Origin of the sequence: Mobilicoccus caccae (assembly GCF_030161635.1) — a bacterium.
GTDB lineage: Bacteria > Actinomycetota > Actinomycetes > Actinomycetales > Dermatophilaceae > Mobilicoccus > Mobilicoccus caccae.
In genome coordinates this window covers 2,313,259-2,325,209 of sequence record NZ_BSUO01000001.1, presented here as the reverse complement: position 1 = coordinate 2,325,209, position 11,951 = coordinate 2,313,259, and the positions used below count along the sequence as shown (strand labels likewise).

Genomic DNA, 11,951 nt, shown 5'->3' with positions numbered 1-11,951 from the left:
ACGCATCTACGTTCACCAGTCTGGAACGTGTATCCGTCGCACCGTCACGCCCAGGTACGATGTAGTCACGTAGCTACAACCGGGAGGTGTGTCATGACGAGCGTGTCGTCTCGTGAGTTCAACCAGAACACCAGCGCGGCGAAGCGAGCCGCTGAGTCGGAGGTCGTCTTCATCACCGACCGTGGGCGGCCGTCGCACGTCCTCATGTCCGTCGAGATGTATGACCGCCTCCGTGGGCGAGGCAGCCTCTACGACGCGTTGGCGATGCCGGATGCGGACGAGGTCGAGTTCGAGGCCCCCCGCGCTCGGTTCGACGCCCGTGTCCCGGACCTCGGATGAGGTATCTCCTCGACACCAACGTCCTGAGCGAACTGCGCAAGGTCGCGTCGCCGAAGGCCCACCCACGCTTCGTCGCGTGGGCGAAGACTCATCCGGCCACTGAAGCGATCAGTGCTGTCACGCTGTTCGAACTCGAAATCGGAGTGCAACGCATCGAGAGGCGGGACCCGACTCAAGGGGTTCGGCTGCGGCGCTGGCTCGAAGGGGTGCAGGCGACGTTCGACGGCAGCGTCCTGCCTCTGGACGCCGACGTGGCTGTGCGCGCGGCGCGCTTCCATGTGCCTGACCCGGCGTCAGACCGAGACGCCTTCATCGCCGCAACGGCTCAGGCGCATGGCCTGGCCGTCGTCACCCGCAACATCGCCGACTTCGAGACGTTCGGCATCCCCCTCGTCAATCCTTGGGGGGTAGCCATCCCACCGATGCTGGAGGACGCCGCGGGTCACCCTGCCGCCGACCGGAGACCAGCGCGCATCCGGCGGTCGGGGGACTCGCCCGGCGTCGTCATCGAGTCCTGCCTTCTCGTTCCATCAGGGGCTTGGTCAAGTCGCCTGCGCGGGTGACCCGCGACCTACGGACTGCGCGAGACTGCAGCACGAGAACGCGACCTGCCACGTCCACGAGAAGCGACCCCGGGAGGCCTCGCCATGACACGCACCCACCTCGACGAACTGGCCCGCCTCCTGGGCGGGGAGGCCTCCGCGCGTTCGAGCGCGCAACTGTCGACTCTGCCCCAAGACCCCACGGTGACAGTCGCCGGGTACGGCAAGCTGCAGCTCCCCCTGACGGCGGCCCATGCGAAGAAGCTCCTTGCCCACGGAGAGCCTGCGCCGTTCGGCAAGGGCGAGGAGACGCTGCTGGACACCGACGTCCGTCACACGTGGCACTTTCCGAACGCCCACGTCGACGTGGACTGGCACGGCCGACTCGACGACGTCCTGGAGGAGGCCCGCAGCGCGCTCGGGCTTCCCACGTCCTGCCGGTTGGAGGCGGAGTTCCATTCGCTGCTGGTCTACGAACGCGGCCAGTTCTTCGCGCTGCACCAGGACTCGGAGAAGGACGACGCGATGGTGGCCTCGCTCGTCGTCGTGCTGCCGTGTCCGTTCTCCGGGGGTGAGCTGGTCGTCCACGGCCAGGGAGGCGCGCGCGAGTACGGTGGATCGCGGACGGACGCGACGCTGATCGCCTTCTACGCCGACGTTCTGCACGAGGTGCGGCCGGTCCGCACCGGCCACCGGGTCGCCCTCACCTACAACCTCCTCCTGCGCGGCGACACCTCGGTGCGGGAGGTCGAACGCGACGCCGTCGCCGACGCGGCAACCCTGCTCAGGGCCCACTTCGAGACGCCCGAGACCCCGCCACACGGGGGAGCGCCGACCACGCCGATCCGGCTCGCCTACCTGCTCGACCACAGCTACACCCCACGCGCACTTGCGCAGGGACTAGGCCGCCTCAAGGGGGTGGACGCCGAACGCGGCGCCGTGCTCACCGCTGCCGCGACGCGGGCAGGATGCGAGGTGACGCTCGCGCTCGCCGACGTGCACGAGGTGCGCGACGCCTTCAGCGCCGACGAGTACCTCATCGACTCCGACGCCACGATCACCCACTGGCTGACGCCCGATGGCGACGTCGTCGAGGCAGGTCTCGGGCTCGGCGACGACATCGCCGCCACCACCCCGTCGCGGTCGTTGCGCGCCTACGCCAGCGAGCACGAGGGGTACATGGGCAACTACGGCAACACCGTCGACCGGTGGTACCACCGCGGCGCCCTGCTCATCTGGCCGACGCACCTCGCTTTCGCCAACCGTGCCCAGACCGCCCCGGTCCGGGAGCTGCGGCACCTGCTGATCCGCCTCGCCGACCAGGACGACGCCGCTGTGGCCCGCGACCTGCGCGGGCTTCTCTCGACATGGGCGGACATCGTCCGCACCTCCCGCCCGAACCGGTCCCTCCACCGCGCGCGACGTACTCGCGACGCGGACGGCGGTGAGGTCGCCGCCTTGTTCGACCTCACCCTGGCGCTCGCCCGCTTCCTCGACGACGAAACGATCGTCGATGCCCTCCTCGACCCCTTCCTCCTCGACGACCTCCGGCCCGAGGCGGCCGTCAACCTCATCGGCGCGTCCGAGGTCCGTGGGCTGGCCTGGACGACGGCTCGTGTCGGGAGCTGGTCCACACCCGCCGGGCGCTGGGGCCACCACACGTTGCGCGAGGACTGGGTCGAGAACCTGCCCGAGTTGTGCAGCGAGCTCGCCCCGCGGCCGGACCTCGCGCATCTCGTGCTCGAACGGGCCTGGTCATGGCTGCGCACCCGGATGGAGGCGTGCGTGGGGGTGGCGCCGACGTCCACCGTTCGGAAGCGGCTCGCCGAGTTGGGCGAACTCCTCGCCGCGGTCCTCGGTGGGGTGGGCGAGGTCGATGACGACACGGTGCGCGCGGACGTCACCGCGTGGTGCAGGGGGTGGAGTCGACGACGATCGCTGACCTCCTCGTGGCCGCACTGGACGCAGCCACGTCGTGGGAGGAGGACTGCAAGCAGCGTTCGGGGCTGCGCGACCTTACCCCGCTCGCGACGGCCATCCTCAAGGCCCGAGCCGATACCCCCGCCCGCGAACCGGATGACTGGTCGATCACGGCTCCGGCCGGCTGCGCCTGCGACCTGTGCGAGAAGCTCGCCGACTTCCTCACCGACCGCGAGTCGCGCGGGCTGGAGTGGCCGCTGAAGAAGGACGGCAGACAGCACATCCATCACATGATCGAATCCGCCGAGCTGCCGATCACGCACACGACACGTCGGCAAGGCCGGCCGTTCGTGCTTGTCCTGACCAAGACCTCCGAGGTGTTCGAGCGCGAGGACCGCACTCGCGTCGAGGCAGTCCGTGACCTGCGCCGCATCCAAGAGGTCTGATTCGTAGGAGGAGTCTGCGATCTCCCGGCGAAGTCTGACGTAGACATTCGTTGACAGCTGGCTACGCTGGATGGATGAAGACCATCACGGTGGGCCAGTTGCGGCAGAACCCGACGGCGATGCTCGCTGACGTGGAGGCCGGCGAGACCTACCTGGTCACCCGCCACAACCAGGAGATCGCCCGCATCGTGCCGCGCGCCTACGACATCGACCTGCTGCCACCCAAACGTCGCACCGGCTCACGCCTCGCAGAATTGCCCCGGCACGAGTTGCGCACCGCCGCATCCATCGACGATCTGCTGGCCGACGAGCGCGACCGGTGACCGTCTACTACCTCGACTCCTCCGTGGCCACGCGGGCACTCCTGGGCCACTCACCCTCGGCCGCCTCCTGGATCGACCGGACGATCGCCGACGACCGGCACACTGTCGCCTCACCACGCATCCTGCGAACCGAGCTGACCCGGGTCCTGCGCCGCGAAGGTCTGCCCGTCACTCGGCGCGACGAGATCCTCGACGTGGTGTCCTTGGTGCCTGTGACCGAGGGAGTGCTGGCCGCATCGGAGGCCATCGAGCCGCACGTGAAGACACTGGATGCGATCCACCTGGGGTCGGTGACCGCCGCCGGACTCGATGCCACGATCGTCAGTCACGACGCGGACATGCGCGCTGTCGCCAGATCCCTCGGGTACCCCACCTTCGACCCCGTCGAGGACTCGTGACACGCGGCATCATCGACCTGCCCCGCCTCCTTGCGAGCCCACCTGCATCGGTCTACCTGCGCCCACCCAAGGCTGAGCGGTACTGCCCCGGCTGCGGAGCGCGCACCGATCGCCCCGAGTAGCGTCGGGCTGTGACCTCGCTACCCAACGTCCACAACGCCTTCGGCGCCCGATGGGTCCGTCCCGGCGTGGAGGGCGGCTTCTCGGTCGGCTACCGGTCGGCGGAGAACCTGCTCGTCAAGGCACGGCGTGCTCTCATCGCTGGGGATGACGGCAAGGCCGCTCGCTACATCGACAAAGCCGCCCTCATCCCCTGGGACGACCACGAGGAGCACGTCCCGGCCGTCGTCGCCGCCGAAATGGTCCTCTTCCTTCAGATCGTCAACGGCTTGGACCGGTGCGTCGAGGGCGAAGACCGGTGGATCGACGGACCCGCCGCCGTCATCGACTCCGATTCGCCTGCGCGGCGCGACGTGGCGACGGCCCTGCGCGACGTCCTCATCACCGAAGGGTCGCTCAGCCCAGGGGAGAAGCGGCGCGTCGATCGGCTCCTGACAGCCTGCCCACCGTTCGAGATGGGTGACAACGAGGGCGATCTCGACCACGCGGGACGGGTCGCGCGCATCACCACACTCGTGCGCGCCTCGGTGGACGTGGAGGTGACCCACTGATCGATGCGACATCGAGCGTGCAAGGCGGTGTCAGGGCAGTGACCGCCGTCCTGATCGGGCGGCGTACCGGTCCAGGGCGCCGAGGACCTCGGGGGCGCGCCAGGTGCGGTTGCGGGTCTTGTGGTCGGTGTGGCCGACGAGGATGCTCCGCTCGACCAGAGCGTCGATGTGTCGGTGTTCGTTGCGGCGGATGCCCAGGATCTCCCGTGCGAGACGGGCATCGATGACGGGGTGACGCAGCAGTCCGTCGGCGAGACGTCGGGCCGCGGAGTCCGACCTCAGTCCGCTCAGGGAGTCCTCCCAGCGCACCCTCACCTCACGTAACTCCGCGACCAGCCCGCGCCCGTTCACCACGCCGATGAGCGCCGCCCGGGCGACGCAGGAGACGATCGCGTCGATGTCGCCGTCGCGGTAGTCGGTGAGGGCTCGGAAGTACCCGGGGGTGTCGGTGAGGAGTCCGGTGCTGATGGGCACCGAGATGTGCCTGGTCACACCGGTCCCGCGCAGGGCTGCATGCATGAGCGCGCGCCCGGTGCGGCCGTTGCCGTCGACGAACGGGTGGATGGTCTCGAACTGGGCGTGCAGGATCGCGACCTGTGGCACGACGGGCAGGTCGATCCGCCGCGCGAACCTCATCAGATCGGCCATCGCCGCGGGGACTCGCTCCGCGACGGGAGGGACGAACGTCGCGTCGTGAGGCGACCCCGGCCCGAAGAAAGCCCGGCCACCGATCCACACCTGGTCCGTGCGCCACCGGCCGGCGATGTCGGCGTCGGATGCGGACATGAGAGCCGCGTGCATCGCGAGTACGGCGTCCTCATCGAGGCGTTCGGCGAGACTGAGCGCCGCCGTCATCGCGCGGACGTTCGCGACGATGAGTTCGGCGTGTTCACTGCCCGACCCGTTGATCTCCGCCTCAGCGATCGCTCGGGCCGAGGCACTGAGATTCTCGATCTGAGAGCTGGCCGCGGACTCCGACCTCAGCAGCACGAGAGCGAAGGGGGCAACGGCCGCGCCCATCTCGGCGTCGAAGGCACGTAGCTCCATCGCCGCCTCCTCTGCTTCCGCCGCCACCTGCGAGGACACCCGCACCTCGAGATCCGCGATGTCGGGCGTGACGGCAGCCCGGTAGGGGGTTCCCAGTCGTCGCACGTCAGCACGCGACCGGCCCGAATCGGGGTGGACATCCCACATCACCGACTCGAAGGTCATGGAGGGCCACGTCGAACCAAGTGAAACCATGTTCCGATGATAGCCTCACTTGCTACCTTAAGTGAGGCTAAGGAGAATCAGTGGGCCTCGCGTGGGACGGCCTTGTTCTAGGGGCATGGCGGCGTCCACGGACGCGTGCGATGCCCGCCGACCTCTTCGCGGACTCGGTCCTCGCGCTCTGAGCAGCCGCCGGCGCGGTGACCACTCCTGGGGAATGCCGCTGCGCGACAACAGATCCCGCTCGGCCCCTACTACGGCGGACGCAGGACCGAGGGGTCATGCAGTACGGGCCGCGTGACCGTACGACAGCGGTGCCGTCTGTCCGGGGGCGCGGCACGATGGGGTGATGCACGTTCTCGTTCTGTCCGACACCCACGCCCCTCGGCACTGGAAGGCGCTGCCCATAGCCTTGATCGAGCCGCTGCGCACGGCGGACCTCGTGCTGCACGCCGGTGACGTCTGCATGCCCGACGTCCTCGACACTCTCGCCGAGTATGCGCCGGTGCGAGTGGTGCTCGGCAACAACGATGGGCCGCAGGTGGCCGGCTGGGGTGGGGGAGTGCCCGAGACCCTCGAGGTCGACCTGGAGGGTGTGCGCGTCGCGATGATCCACGACGGAGGCTCCCGCGTGGGAAGGGACCGCCGCTTGCGACGCCGTTTTCCCGGCGCCGACCTCGTCGTCTACGGCCATTCCCACATCCCGCTCGACGAACCGGACGGCGCGGTCGCCTTGTTCAACCCCGGTTCACCCACCGACAAGCGCCGCCAGCTCAGGGGGACCTACGGCCTGCTCACCCTCACCGACGGTGACATCGTGGACCGCCGGATCGAACCGCTACCCCCACCCCGGTGAGCGAAGGCCGGGGCAGTCCGAGAGGGAGCGGATGCGCTGATCTCTCGTTCGTCCCCGGCGTGAACGCTCGTGAGCACTGGCCCGCGGCCCCGGCGCCCGCTCGTGCGGCGGGCGCCCACGGTTGTCCCCGGATCGACGCGTCAGCAATCCCCATCGTTCACCTGCAGGCTCGGCTTCTGCTCCTAGTCTCCTGCCCACCAAGGCCATTCGCACTCCAGGAGCCCCCATGCGATCCCTGCCTGCCCTCGCCCTGATCGGCACCATCGTGCCCGGTGTCGCCCTCGCCGGCACCGCCGCCGCCGTTCCGACCGCCCCCGACGACACCACCGCGCAGACCGCCCGTGGAGTCGTGTTCAACGACGTCGATCGCGACGGAAAGCGCGACGCGAACGAGCCGGGACTGCCGGGGGTGAGCGTGTCGAACGGTCGCGACGTGGTGCGTACGGACGCCTCTGGTGCCTACGCGCTGCCCGTCAGCGACCAGACGATCGTGTTCGTGACCAAGCCGTCCGGGTGGATGGTGCCCGTCGACGACGCGCAGCTTCCCCAGTTCTACTACCGCCACTACCCCACGGGCAGCCCTGTTGCCCTCAAGTACGGCGGGGTCAAGCCGACGGGCGCGCTCCCGGCATCTGTCGACTTTCCGCTGCATCGCGTCCAGGAGCCGGCTGCTTTCAACGCGATCCTCTTCGCCGACCCGCAGACCAAGTCCCTCGCCGAGATCGCCGACATGGAGAAGGATGTCGTCGAGGAGTTGCGCGGCACCTCCGCCAGCTTCGGGCTCACCGTCGGCGACGTGGTCAACGACCCGCTGGATCTCTTCGCCCCGCACAACGCGGCCCTCGCGAAGATCGGCATCCCGTGGTGGAACCTGCCTGGCAACCATGACATGGACTACGACGCACCGACCGATGCGAACGCGACCGACACGTTCAAGAACGTCTACGGCCCCACCGATTACTCGTTCGAGTACGGTCGCACTCACGTCATCGCCCTGGACAACATCCGCCACCTCGGCCCGGGCAAGGGCTACGACGGATACGTGAGCGACGCGTAGGTCGGGTGGGTGAAGAGGGACCTCGCGCACGTACCGGCGGACAAGCTCGTCATCCTCGCGACGCACATCCCGCTCAAGACGGACGCCACGTCGTCGCCGGGCGTCAACACCGCCAATCTCGACAAGCTCCTCGCAGCGCTGGGCGGGCGGGAGCACATGTTCTCCGTAGCCGGGCACGACACGAGCAACAGTTGGCAGATGTTCCTAGGCAAGGAGGAAGGCTGGACGGGTGCGAAGCCCTTCCACCACCAGGTGCTCGCCGAGGTACGCGGAGGAGGTTGGACCAAGGGCCCGAAGGACGAGCGCGGCGTGCGTGCTGCCGACATGGCCGACGGCACCCCGAACGGCTACTACCGTCTGTCCGTCCAAGGCGACCGCTACCGCACCCAGTACAAGCCGGCCAGCCTGCCGGCCGACTTCCTCATGCGCATCGGCTATCGCGATACGGCCGGTAGGCACCACGTTCCGGAGGGGCGTAGCGGATCGGGTGATTTCGCCACGCCCGTCTCGGTCACGCCCAAGGACCTGCGGTCGGGCTCCGGAGTTCACGTCGAGACCAACGTGTTCGACGGCGGGTCCAAGCACAAGGTGCAGATGAGCGTGGACGGTCGTCGATTCACCCGGATGTCGCACTCCGCGCCGGTGAACGACCCCTACGTCGTCGCGCTCCACGGTCGACTCAAGGGCACACCCGACGCGCCCGCGGCCCCCGAGGCGTCCTCGCATATCTGGACAGCACCGCTGCCGGCGAACCTGCGCCCCGGCCGGCACACGGTGACCGTGCGCAGCACCGACCAGCACGGTCAAGTGGCACAACGGACCAGCACGTTCACGGTCACGCACCCGAACTGAGCCACGTCGCCTCGCCGACGCGGACGAGTCAGCACGCTCGTCCGCGTCGGTACAGGGACGATTCGGCTCGCCACCGCGCCGACTACCATTGCGGTGAGGAGCAGAGCCTGCGCAAGCGGCCGAACTCGCAGCTCAGCGCCAGGTCAGGCCGTTGAGATCGGTGTAGGAGCTGGCGACCTTGCGGTTGACGCTCACCTTGGTGGTCTTCAGCTTGCGCCATCCGTTGCCTGACCAGCGGTACAGCGTGTTGGTGCCGGTGAAGGTGCGGCCACTGCGTGAGGCCTTGAGGTCGTGCTTGGTGACGTAGCGGATTCCGCTCTTGCCCATCGAGAACGTGAAGCCGGTGGCGCGGCCGAAATCGACCCACATGAGCGGCCAATTCGGAAAGCGGGAGCTGCTGCCCGCCGCCGGCACGAGAACGAGCTTGCCGTTGCGCCAGGCGTAGGTGCGGATGTCGGTCGCATCGCCGACGCCACCGATCAGGTCGAGGACGATCTCGTTGCCTCGGACGCCGTCGATGCCCGTCGCGCCGACCCAGAAGTCCGACGCGGGCTGGTCGAGGTAATCGGGGAGGGCGAAGGAGAGGCTGGAGGTCTTGCCGCGACTCGTGCGGACGGTGAGTCGGTAGCGGGCCGTCTCCTGATCACGGGAGATGGTGCGGAACGTCGTCAGATCGCCACGCCCATCACCGTCGACATCCACGCGTGACGTGACATCGCCCTTCGGGACGGGCTTCGCCCAGGCTGCTGCTGCGGCCGGCGCGGTCATCGCCGAGGGTGCAGCTTGAGCGGCGGTCGGCGCGGTGAGGGTCGCCGGCGCTGCGAGGAGCGCGGCGCCGAGTACGGCTGTAGTGACTCGTGATCCACGCATGATGCCCCCATGATTCGCAGCGCTGGCTGGTCACTTGTCGACCCCCGCGCTGGTCTCAGTGTGCGCCTGATCGCGGCAAGTGGCGGGGGAGAAGGATGCATGAATCTATGGGTGGTCGGCCCTGGCTCCTGCGGAGGTTCCCTTGGCGCTCGCGGAGGCTGGTGGGACCTGCGCGAACGGTCGGTACGCCGCCCGCCTGACCGCCGGATCCGCGTCACTCGATGTGGCGTACCCACTCTTCGAGCAGGTCGGCGCTGTCCTGTCCGAGGTGCCCCGCGCGGAGGCCTGTCGACTGTGAGCAGGATGTCGTGGGTCGCTCGGAGCCGATCTGGCGCGGTGAGCCGAAAGGTAGCGCAGTTTCGACGTCATCTCGAAGTCCGCGGCTGGGATCACTGCAGGTCAGAGAGCTTCTCGCGCCACGAAGGGTCGGCTCGGTACGTCGAAACTGCGCTACGTCGGCGTCGACCTGGTGGCCGAGGGCGAGAAATCAGCTCTTCTGCAGCTCCTCGGCGAGCATGACGATGATGCCGCTCGGGCCGCGGACGTAGGTGAGCCTGTAGACGTCCTCGTACGTCGCGACGCCGCGCAGCGGGTGGCAGCCGTGCTTGGCGGCGATCTCGAGGGCCGCGTCGAGGTCGTCCACGGAGAACGCGACGCGGTGCATGCCGATCTCGTTGGGCAGGGTGGGGTGGGTCTCGATGGCGTCGGGGTGGACGTACTCGAAGAGCTCGAGCCGGCCGTGGCCGTGGCCGTCGGGAGTCTGCAGCATGGCGATGTGGGCGTGATTGCCGTCGAGGCCGGTGGCGGTCGCTGCCCACTCGCCGCTGACCGTGTCACGGCCCAGGACGGTGAGGCCGAGGTCGGTGAAGAAGGCGATGGCGGCGTCGAGGTCGCGGACCGCGATGCCGACGTTCTCGAAACGAAGAGGCATGACTCGCACGCTACTCAGAAGTGACCACAGGCGGGAGGGGTGAGCCGGAACCCGCCTCCCGCCGCCGCGCGCGAAGGGCAGGCCGCCACACCCTCACACAGAAGATCATTTTTCACACGTTAGTTTCCGTATCAAAACTGTTAGGGTCACCTAATCGGACCTACTGTCCGGCAGGACCGGCAACACCCGGCCACCCATCGACCCCGAAGGGACCCCCATGCCGAAGAGAACCCCGATCGGGCAGTCCTCGGCCCACCTGGGCCTGCACGACCAGCTGCCCGTCAACCCACAGTCCACGACCTCCCGCGTGTTGCTCGACAACCCTCTACTGCGGGTCGTCAACTTCAGCTTCGACGCGGGTCAGCAACTCACGGAGCACAGTTCGCCGCGCGCGGTCGTGGTGGAACTGCTCGAGGGGCGCATGCGATTCACCGTCGAAGGGGAGCCGCACCTCATGAACGCCGGCGACGTCATCTACCTCGCACCCGGCGCCCGGCACGCCCTCGACGCCGAGACGGCGTGCCGGATGTCGCTCGTCATGATCGACATGGACCTGGTCGAGGAGACCGACGATGAGTGAGCCGACGACCTCGATCCCGCTGCGCCCCACCGGCCGACGCGGACCGCCCGAGCAACAGATGCAGGGACACTGGCTGCTCGCGACCCTCGGCAAGCGCGTGCTGCGCCCCGGCGGCCTGGCCCTGACCCGGCGACTCCTCCAGGCAGCCGCCCCCGGCGCCGGGGACCGCATCGTCGAGTTCGGGCCCGGCGTCGGCAGGACCGCCACGGTCCTCCTCGCGGCCGAGCCCACGACCTACGTCGCCGTCGACCCCAACCCCGAGGGATCCGCTGCTCTCACAGCCGTTCTCGCCCGCCACCCCCAGGCCCGGCTCGAGGTGCGCGACGCCGCCGACACGGGACTCCCCACCGGGCAGGCAGACCTCGTCGTCGGTGAAGCGATGTTGTCCATGCACGACCAGAAGACCAAGGACTCGATCGTCGCCGAAGCGGCCCGACTCCTCGGGCCCGGAGGCCGCTACGCCATCCACGAGCTCGAACGCATCGAGGACGCCGGAACCCGCTCCGGCGCTCCGGTCGGCGGACCGGGCGACCCTGTGAGTAGAGAGATCTCGCGGACCATCAAGGTCGGCGCCCGTCCACTGACCCTGCAGGGTTGGCAGACACTCCTCGAGGCGCACGGCCTGGAGATCGTCTGGACCGCCCACGCACCCATGCGGCTGCTGGAGCCGACACGGGTCTTCGCCGACGAGGGCGTCATCGGTGCGACACGGTTCTTCGTCAACGTCGCGCGCAACAAGCCCGCCCGCGAGCGGGTGCTGGCCATGCGGAAGAGCTTCCGCGACAACCGAGCCCAGTTGGGCGCGATCGCGATCGTCGCCCGCAGACGCGCCTGACTCCCAAGGGGCCTCCGCCTCACTCGTCGTGGCAGCCACGATGGCAGGGGAATGGTCGTGATGGCGACCATTTCGCTGCCACGGTTCATGCCACCGAAGCTGCCGCCGTGCCTACGGCGATG

16 protein-coding genes are annotated in these 11,951 nt (G+C 68.7%); 13 read left to right on the top strand and 3 right to left on the bottom strand.

All coding sequences use genetic code 11. The features are described from left to right. The first annotated feature begins 93 nt into the window (after nucleotides 1-93). The 8 genes from QQK49_RS11305 (at nucleotide 94) to QQK49_RS11270 (ending at nucleotide 4,639) form a co-directional block, all read left to right on the top strand. A complete protein-coding gene (locus QQK49_RS11305; protein WP_284304011.1) occupies nucleotides 94-339 on the top strand; it encodes a type II toxin-antitoxin system Phd/YefM family antitoxin in 246 nt (81 codons plus the stop codon). Beyond that, nucleotides 336-902, top strand: coding sequence for a type II toxin-antitoxin system VapC family toxin (locus tag QQK49_RS11300; protein ID WP_284304010.1), 567 nt, complete (start codon nucleotides 336-338; stop codon nucleotides 900-902). The genes QQK49_RS11305 and QQK49_RS11300 overlap by 4 nt, the downstream gene beginning before the upstream one ends. 84 nt (nucleotides 903-986) lie before the next feature. Further along, nucleotides 987-3,062: a 2OG-Fe(II) oxygenase gene (locus QQK49_RS11295; protein WP_284304009.1), complete on the top strand. Its 2,076-nt coding sequence runs from the start codon at nucleotides 987-989 to the stop codon at nucleotides 3,060-3,062. A 29-nt stretch (nucleotides 3,063-3,091) separates the two neighbouring features. Next, complete coding sequence (locus QQK49_RS11290; protein WP_284304008.1) at nucleotides 3,092-3,247, top strand: hypothetical protein; 156 nt, start codon at nucleotides 3,092-3,094, stop codon at nucleotides 3,245-3,247. A gap of 74 nt (nucleotides 3,248-3,321) precedes the next feature. Beyond that, nucleotides 3,322-3,570 (top strand): type II toxin-antitoxin system Phd/YefM family antitoxin, encoded by a 249-nt coding sequence (locus QQK49_RS11285; RefSeq protein WP_284304007.1) that lies wholly within the window; start codon nucleotides 3,322-3,324, stop codon nucleotides 3,568-3,570. Then, complete coding sequence (locus tag QQK49_RS11280; protein ID WP_284304006.1) at nucleotides 3,567-3,968, top strand: PIN domain-containing protein; 402 nt, start codon at nucleotides 3,567-3,569, stop codon at nucleotides 3,966-3,968. The genes QQK49_RS11285 and QQK49_RS11280 overlap by 4 nt, the downstream gene beginning before the upstream one ends. Beyond that, nucleotides 3,965-4,090 (top strand): hypothetical protein, encoded by a 126-nt coding sequence (locus QQK49_RS11275; RefSeq protein ID WP_284304005.1) that lies wholly within the window; start codon nucleotides 3,965-3,967, stop codon nucleotides 4,088-4,090. Before QQK49_RS11280 ends, QQK49_RS11275 begins: the two co-directional genes overlap by 4 nt. A gap of 9 nt (nucleotides 4,091-4,099) precedes the next feature. Further along, nucleotides 4,100-4,639, top strand: a complete 540-nt coding sequence (locus tag QQK49_RS11270; protein ID WP_284304004.1) for a hypothetical protein — start codon at nucleotides 4,100-4,102, stop codon at nucleotides 4,637-4,639. A gap of 30 nt (nucleotides 4,640-4,669) precedes the next feature. Here the strand turns inward: QQK49_RS11270 and QQK49_RS11265 are convergent, their stop codons facing one another. After that, nucleotides 4,670-5,791 carry a Fic family protein gene (locus QQK49_RS11265; protein ID WP_284304003.1) on the bottom strand — a complete coding sequence of 374 codons (1,122 nt, stop codon included), beginning with the start codon at nucleotides 5,789-5,791 and terminating at the stop codon, nucleotides 4,670-4,672. A gap of 406 nt (nucleotides 5,792-6,197) precedes the next feature. Between QQK49_RS11265 and QQK49_RS11260 the strand changes: the two genes are divergently transcribed. The 3 genes from QQK49_RS11260 to QQK49_RS11250 all read left to right on the top strand — a co-directional run bounded on the left by QQK49_RS11260 (nucleotide 6,198) and on the right by QQK49_RS11250 (nucleotide 8,613). Then, on the top strand, nucleotides 6,198-6,704 hold the full coding sequence (locus tag QQK49_RS11260) for a metallophosphoesterase family protein (RefSeq protein WP_284304001.1): 507 nt from the start codon (nucleotides 6,198-6,200) through the stop codon (nucleotides 6,702-6,704). Between the two features lie 226 nt (nucleotides 6,705-6,930). Next, complete coding sequence (locus tag QQK49_RS11255; protein WP_284303999.1) at nucleotides 6,931-7,761, top strand: metallophosphoesterase N-terminal domain-containing protein; 831 nt, start codon at nucleotides 6,931-6,933, stop codon at nucleotides 7,759-7,761. 9 nt (nucleotides 7,762-7,770) lie between these two features. Then, nucleotides 7,771-8,613 carry a calcineurin-like phosphoesterase C-terminal domain-containing protein gene (locus tag QQK49_RS11250; RefSeq protein WP_284303997.1) on the top strand — a complete coding sequence of 281 codons (843 nt, stop codon included), beginning with the start codon at nucleotides 7,771-7,773 and terminating at the stop codon, nucleotides 8,611-8,613. Nucleotides 8,614-8,745: 132 nt separating this feature from the next. Here the strand turns inward: QQK49_RS11250 and QQK49_RS11245 are convergent, their stop codons facing one another. Next, nucleotides 8,746-9,483: a hypothetical protein gene (locus QQK49_RS11245; protein ID WP_284303996.1), complete on the bottom strand. Its 738-nt coding sequence runs from the start codon at nucleotides 9,481-9,483 to the stop codon at nucleotides 8,746-8,748. A gap of 487 nt (nucleotides 9,484-9,970) precedes the next feature. Then, nucleotides 9,971-10,414: a VOC family protein gene (locus tag QQK49_RS11240; protein ID WP_284303995.1), complete on the bottom strand. Its 444-nt coding sequence runs from the start codon at nucleotides 10,412-10,414 to the stop codon at nucleotides 9,971-9,973. Nucleotides 10,415-10,631: 217 nt separating this feature from the next. Between QQK49_RS11240 and QQK49_RS11235 the strand changes: the two genes are divergently transcribed. Both QQK49_RS11235 and QQK49_RS11230 read left to right on the top strand, forming a co-directional pair. Beyond that, entirely contained in the window at nucleotides 10,632-10,994 is a 363-nt protein-coding gene (locus QQK49_RS11235) for a cupin domain-containing protein (protein WP_284303993.1), read from the top strand. Continuing rightward, a complete protein-coding gene (locus tag QQK49_RS11230) occupies nucleotides 10,987-11,829 on the top strand; it encodes a class I SAM-dependent methyltransferase (RefSeq protein WP_284303992.1) in 843 nt (280 codons plus the stop codon). The genes QQK49_RS11235 and QQK49_RS11230 overlap by 8 nt, the downstream gene beginning before the upstream one ends. Nucleotides 11,830-11,951: the final 122 nt, after the last annotated feature.

Excerpts from the sequence above, each read along its gene's own strand:
- QQK49_RS11305 (WP_284304011.1), top strand. The coding sequence starts at position 94 with ATGACGAGCGTGTCGTCTCGTGAGTTCAACCAGAACACCAGCGCGGCG.
- QQK49_RS11300 (WP_284304010.1), top strand. The coding sequence starts at position 336 with ATGAGGTATCTCCTCGACACCAACGTCCTGAGCGAACTGCGCAAGGTC.
- QQK49_RS11295 (WP_284304009.1), top strand. The coding sequence starts at position 987 with ATGACACGCACCCACCTCGACGAACTGGCCCGCCTCCTGGGCGGGGAG.
- QQK49_RS11290 (WP_284304008.1), top strand. The coding sequence starts at position 3,092 with ATGATCGAATCCGCCGAGCTGCCGATCACGCACACGACACGTCGGCAA.
- QQK49_RS11285 (WP_284304007.1), top strand. The coding sequence starts at position 3,322 with ATGAAGACCATCACGGTGGGCCAGTTGCGGCAGAACCCGACGGCGATG.
- QQK49_RS11260 (WP_284304001.1), top strand. The coding sequence starts at position 6,198 with ATGCACGTTCTCGTTCTGTCCGACACCCACGCCCCTCGGCACTGGAAG.
- QQK49_RS11255 (WP_284303999.1), top strand. The coding sequence starts at position 6,931 with ATGCGATCCCTGCCTGCCCTCGCCCTGATCGGCACCATCGTGCCCGGT.
- QQK49_RS11245 (WP_284303996.1), bottom strand. The coding sequence starts at position 9,483 with ATGCGTGGATCACGAGTCACTACAGCCGTACTCGGCGCCGCGCTCCTC.
- QQK49_RS11240 (WP_284303995.1), bottom strand. The coding sequence starts at position 10,414 with ATGCCTCTTCGTTTCGAGAACGTCGGCATCGCGGTCCGCGACCTCGAC.
- QQK49_RS11235 (WP_284303993.1), top strand. The coding sequence starts at position 10,632 with ATGCCGAAGAGAACCCCGATCGGGCAGTCCTCGGCCCACCTGGGCCTG.
- QQK49_RS11230 (WP_284303992.1), top strand. The coding sequence starts at position 10,987 with ATGAGTGAGCCGACGACCTCGATCCCGCTGCGCCCCACCGGCCGACGC.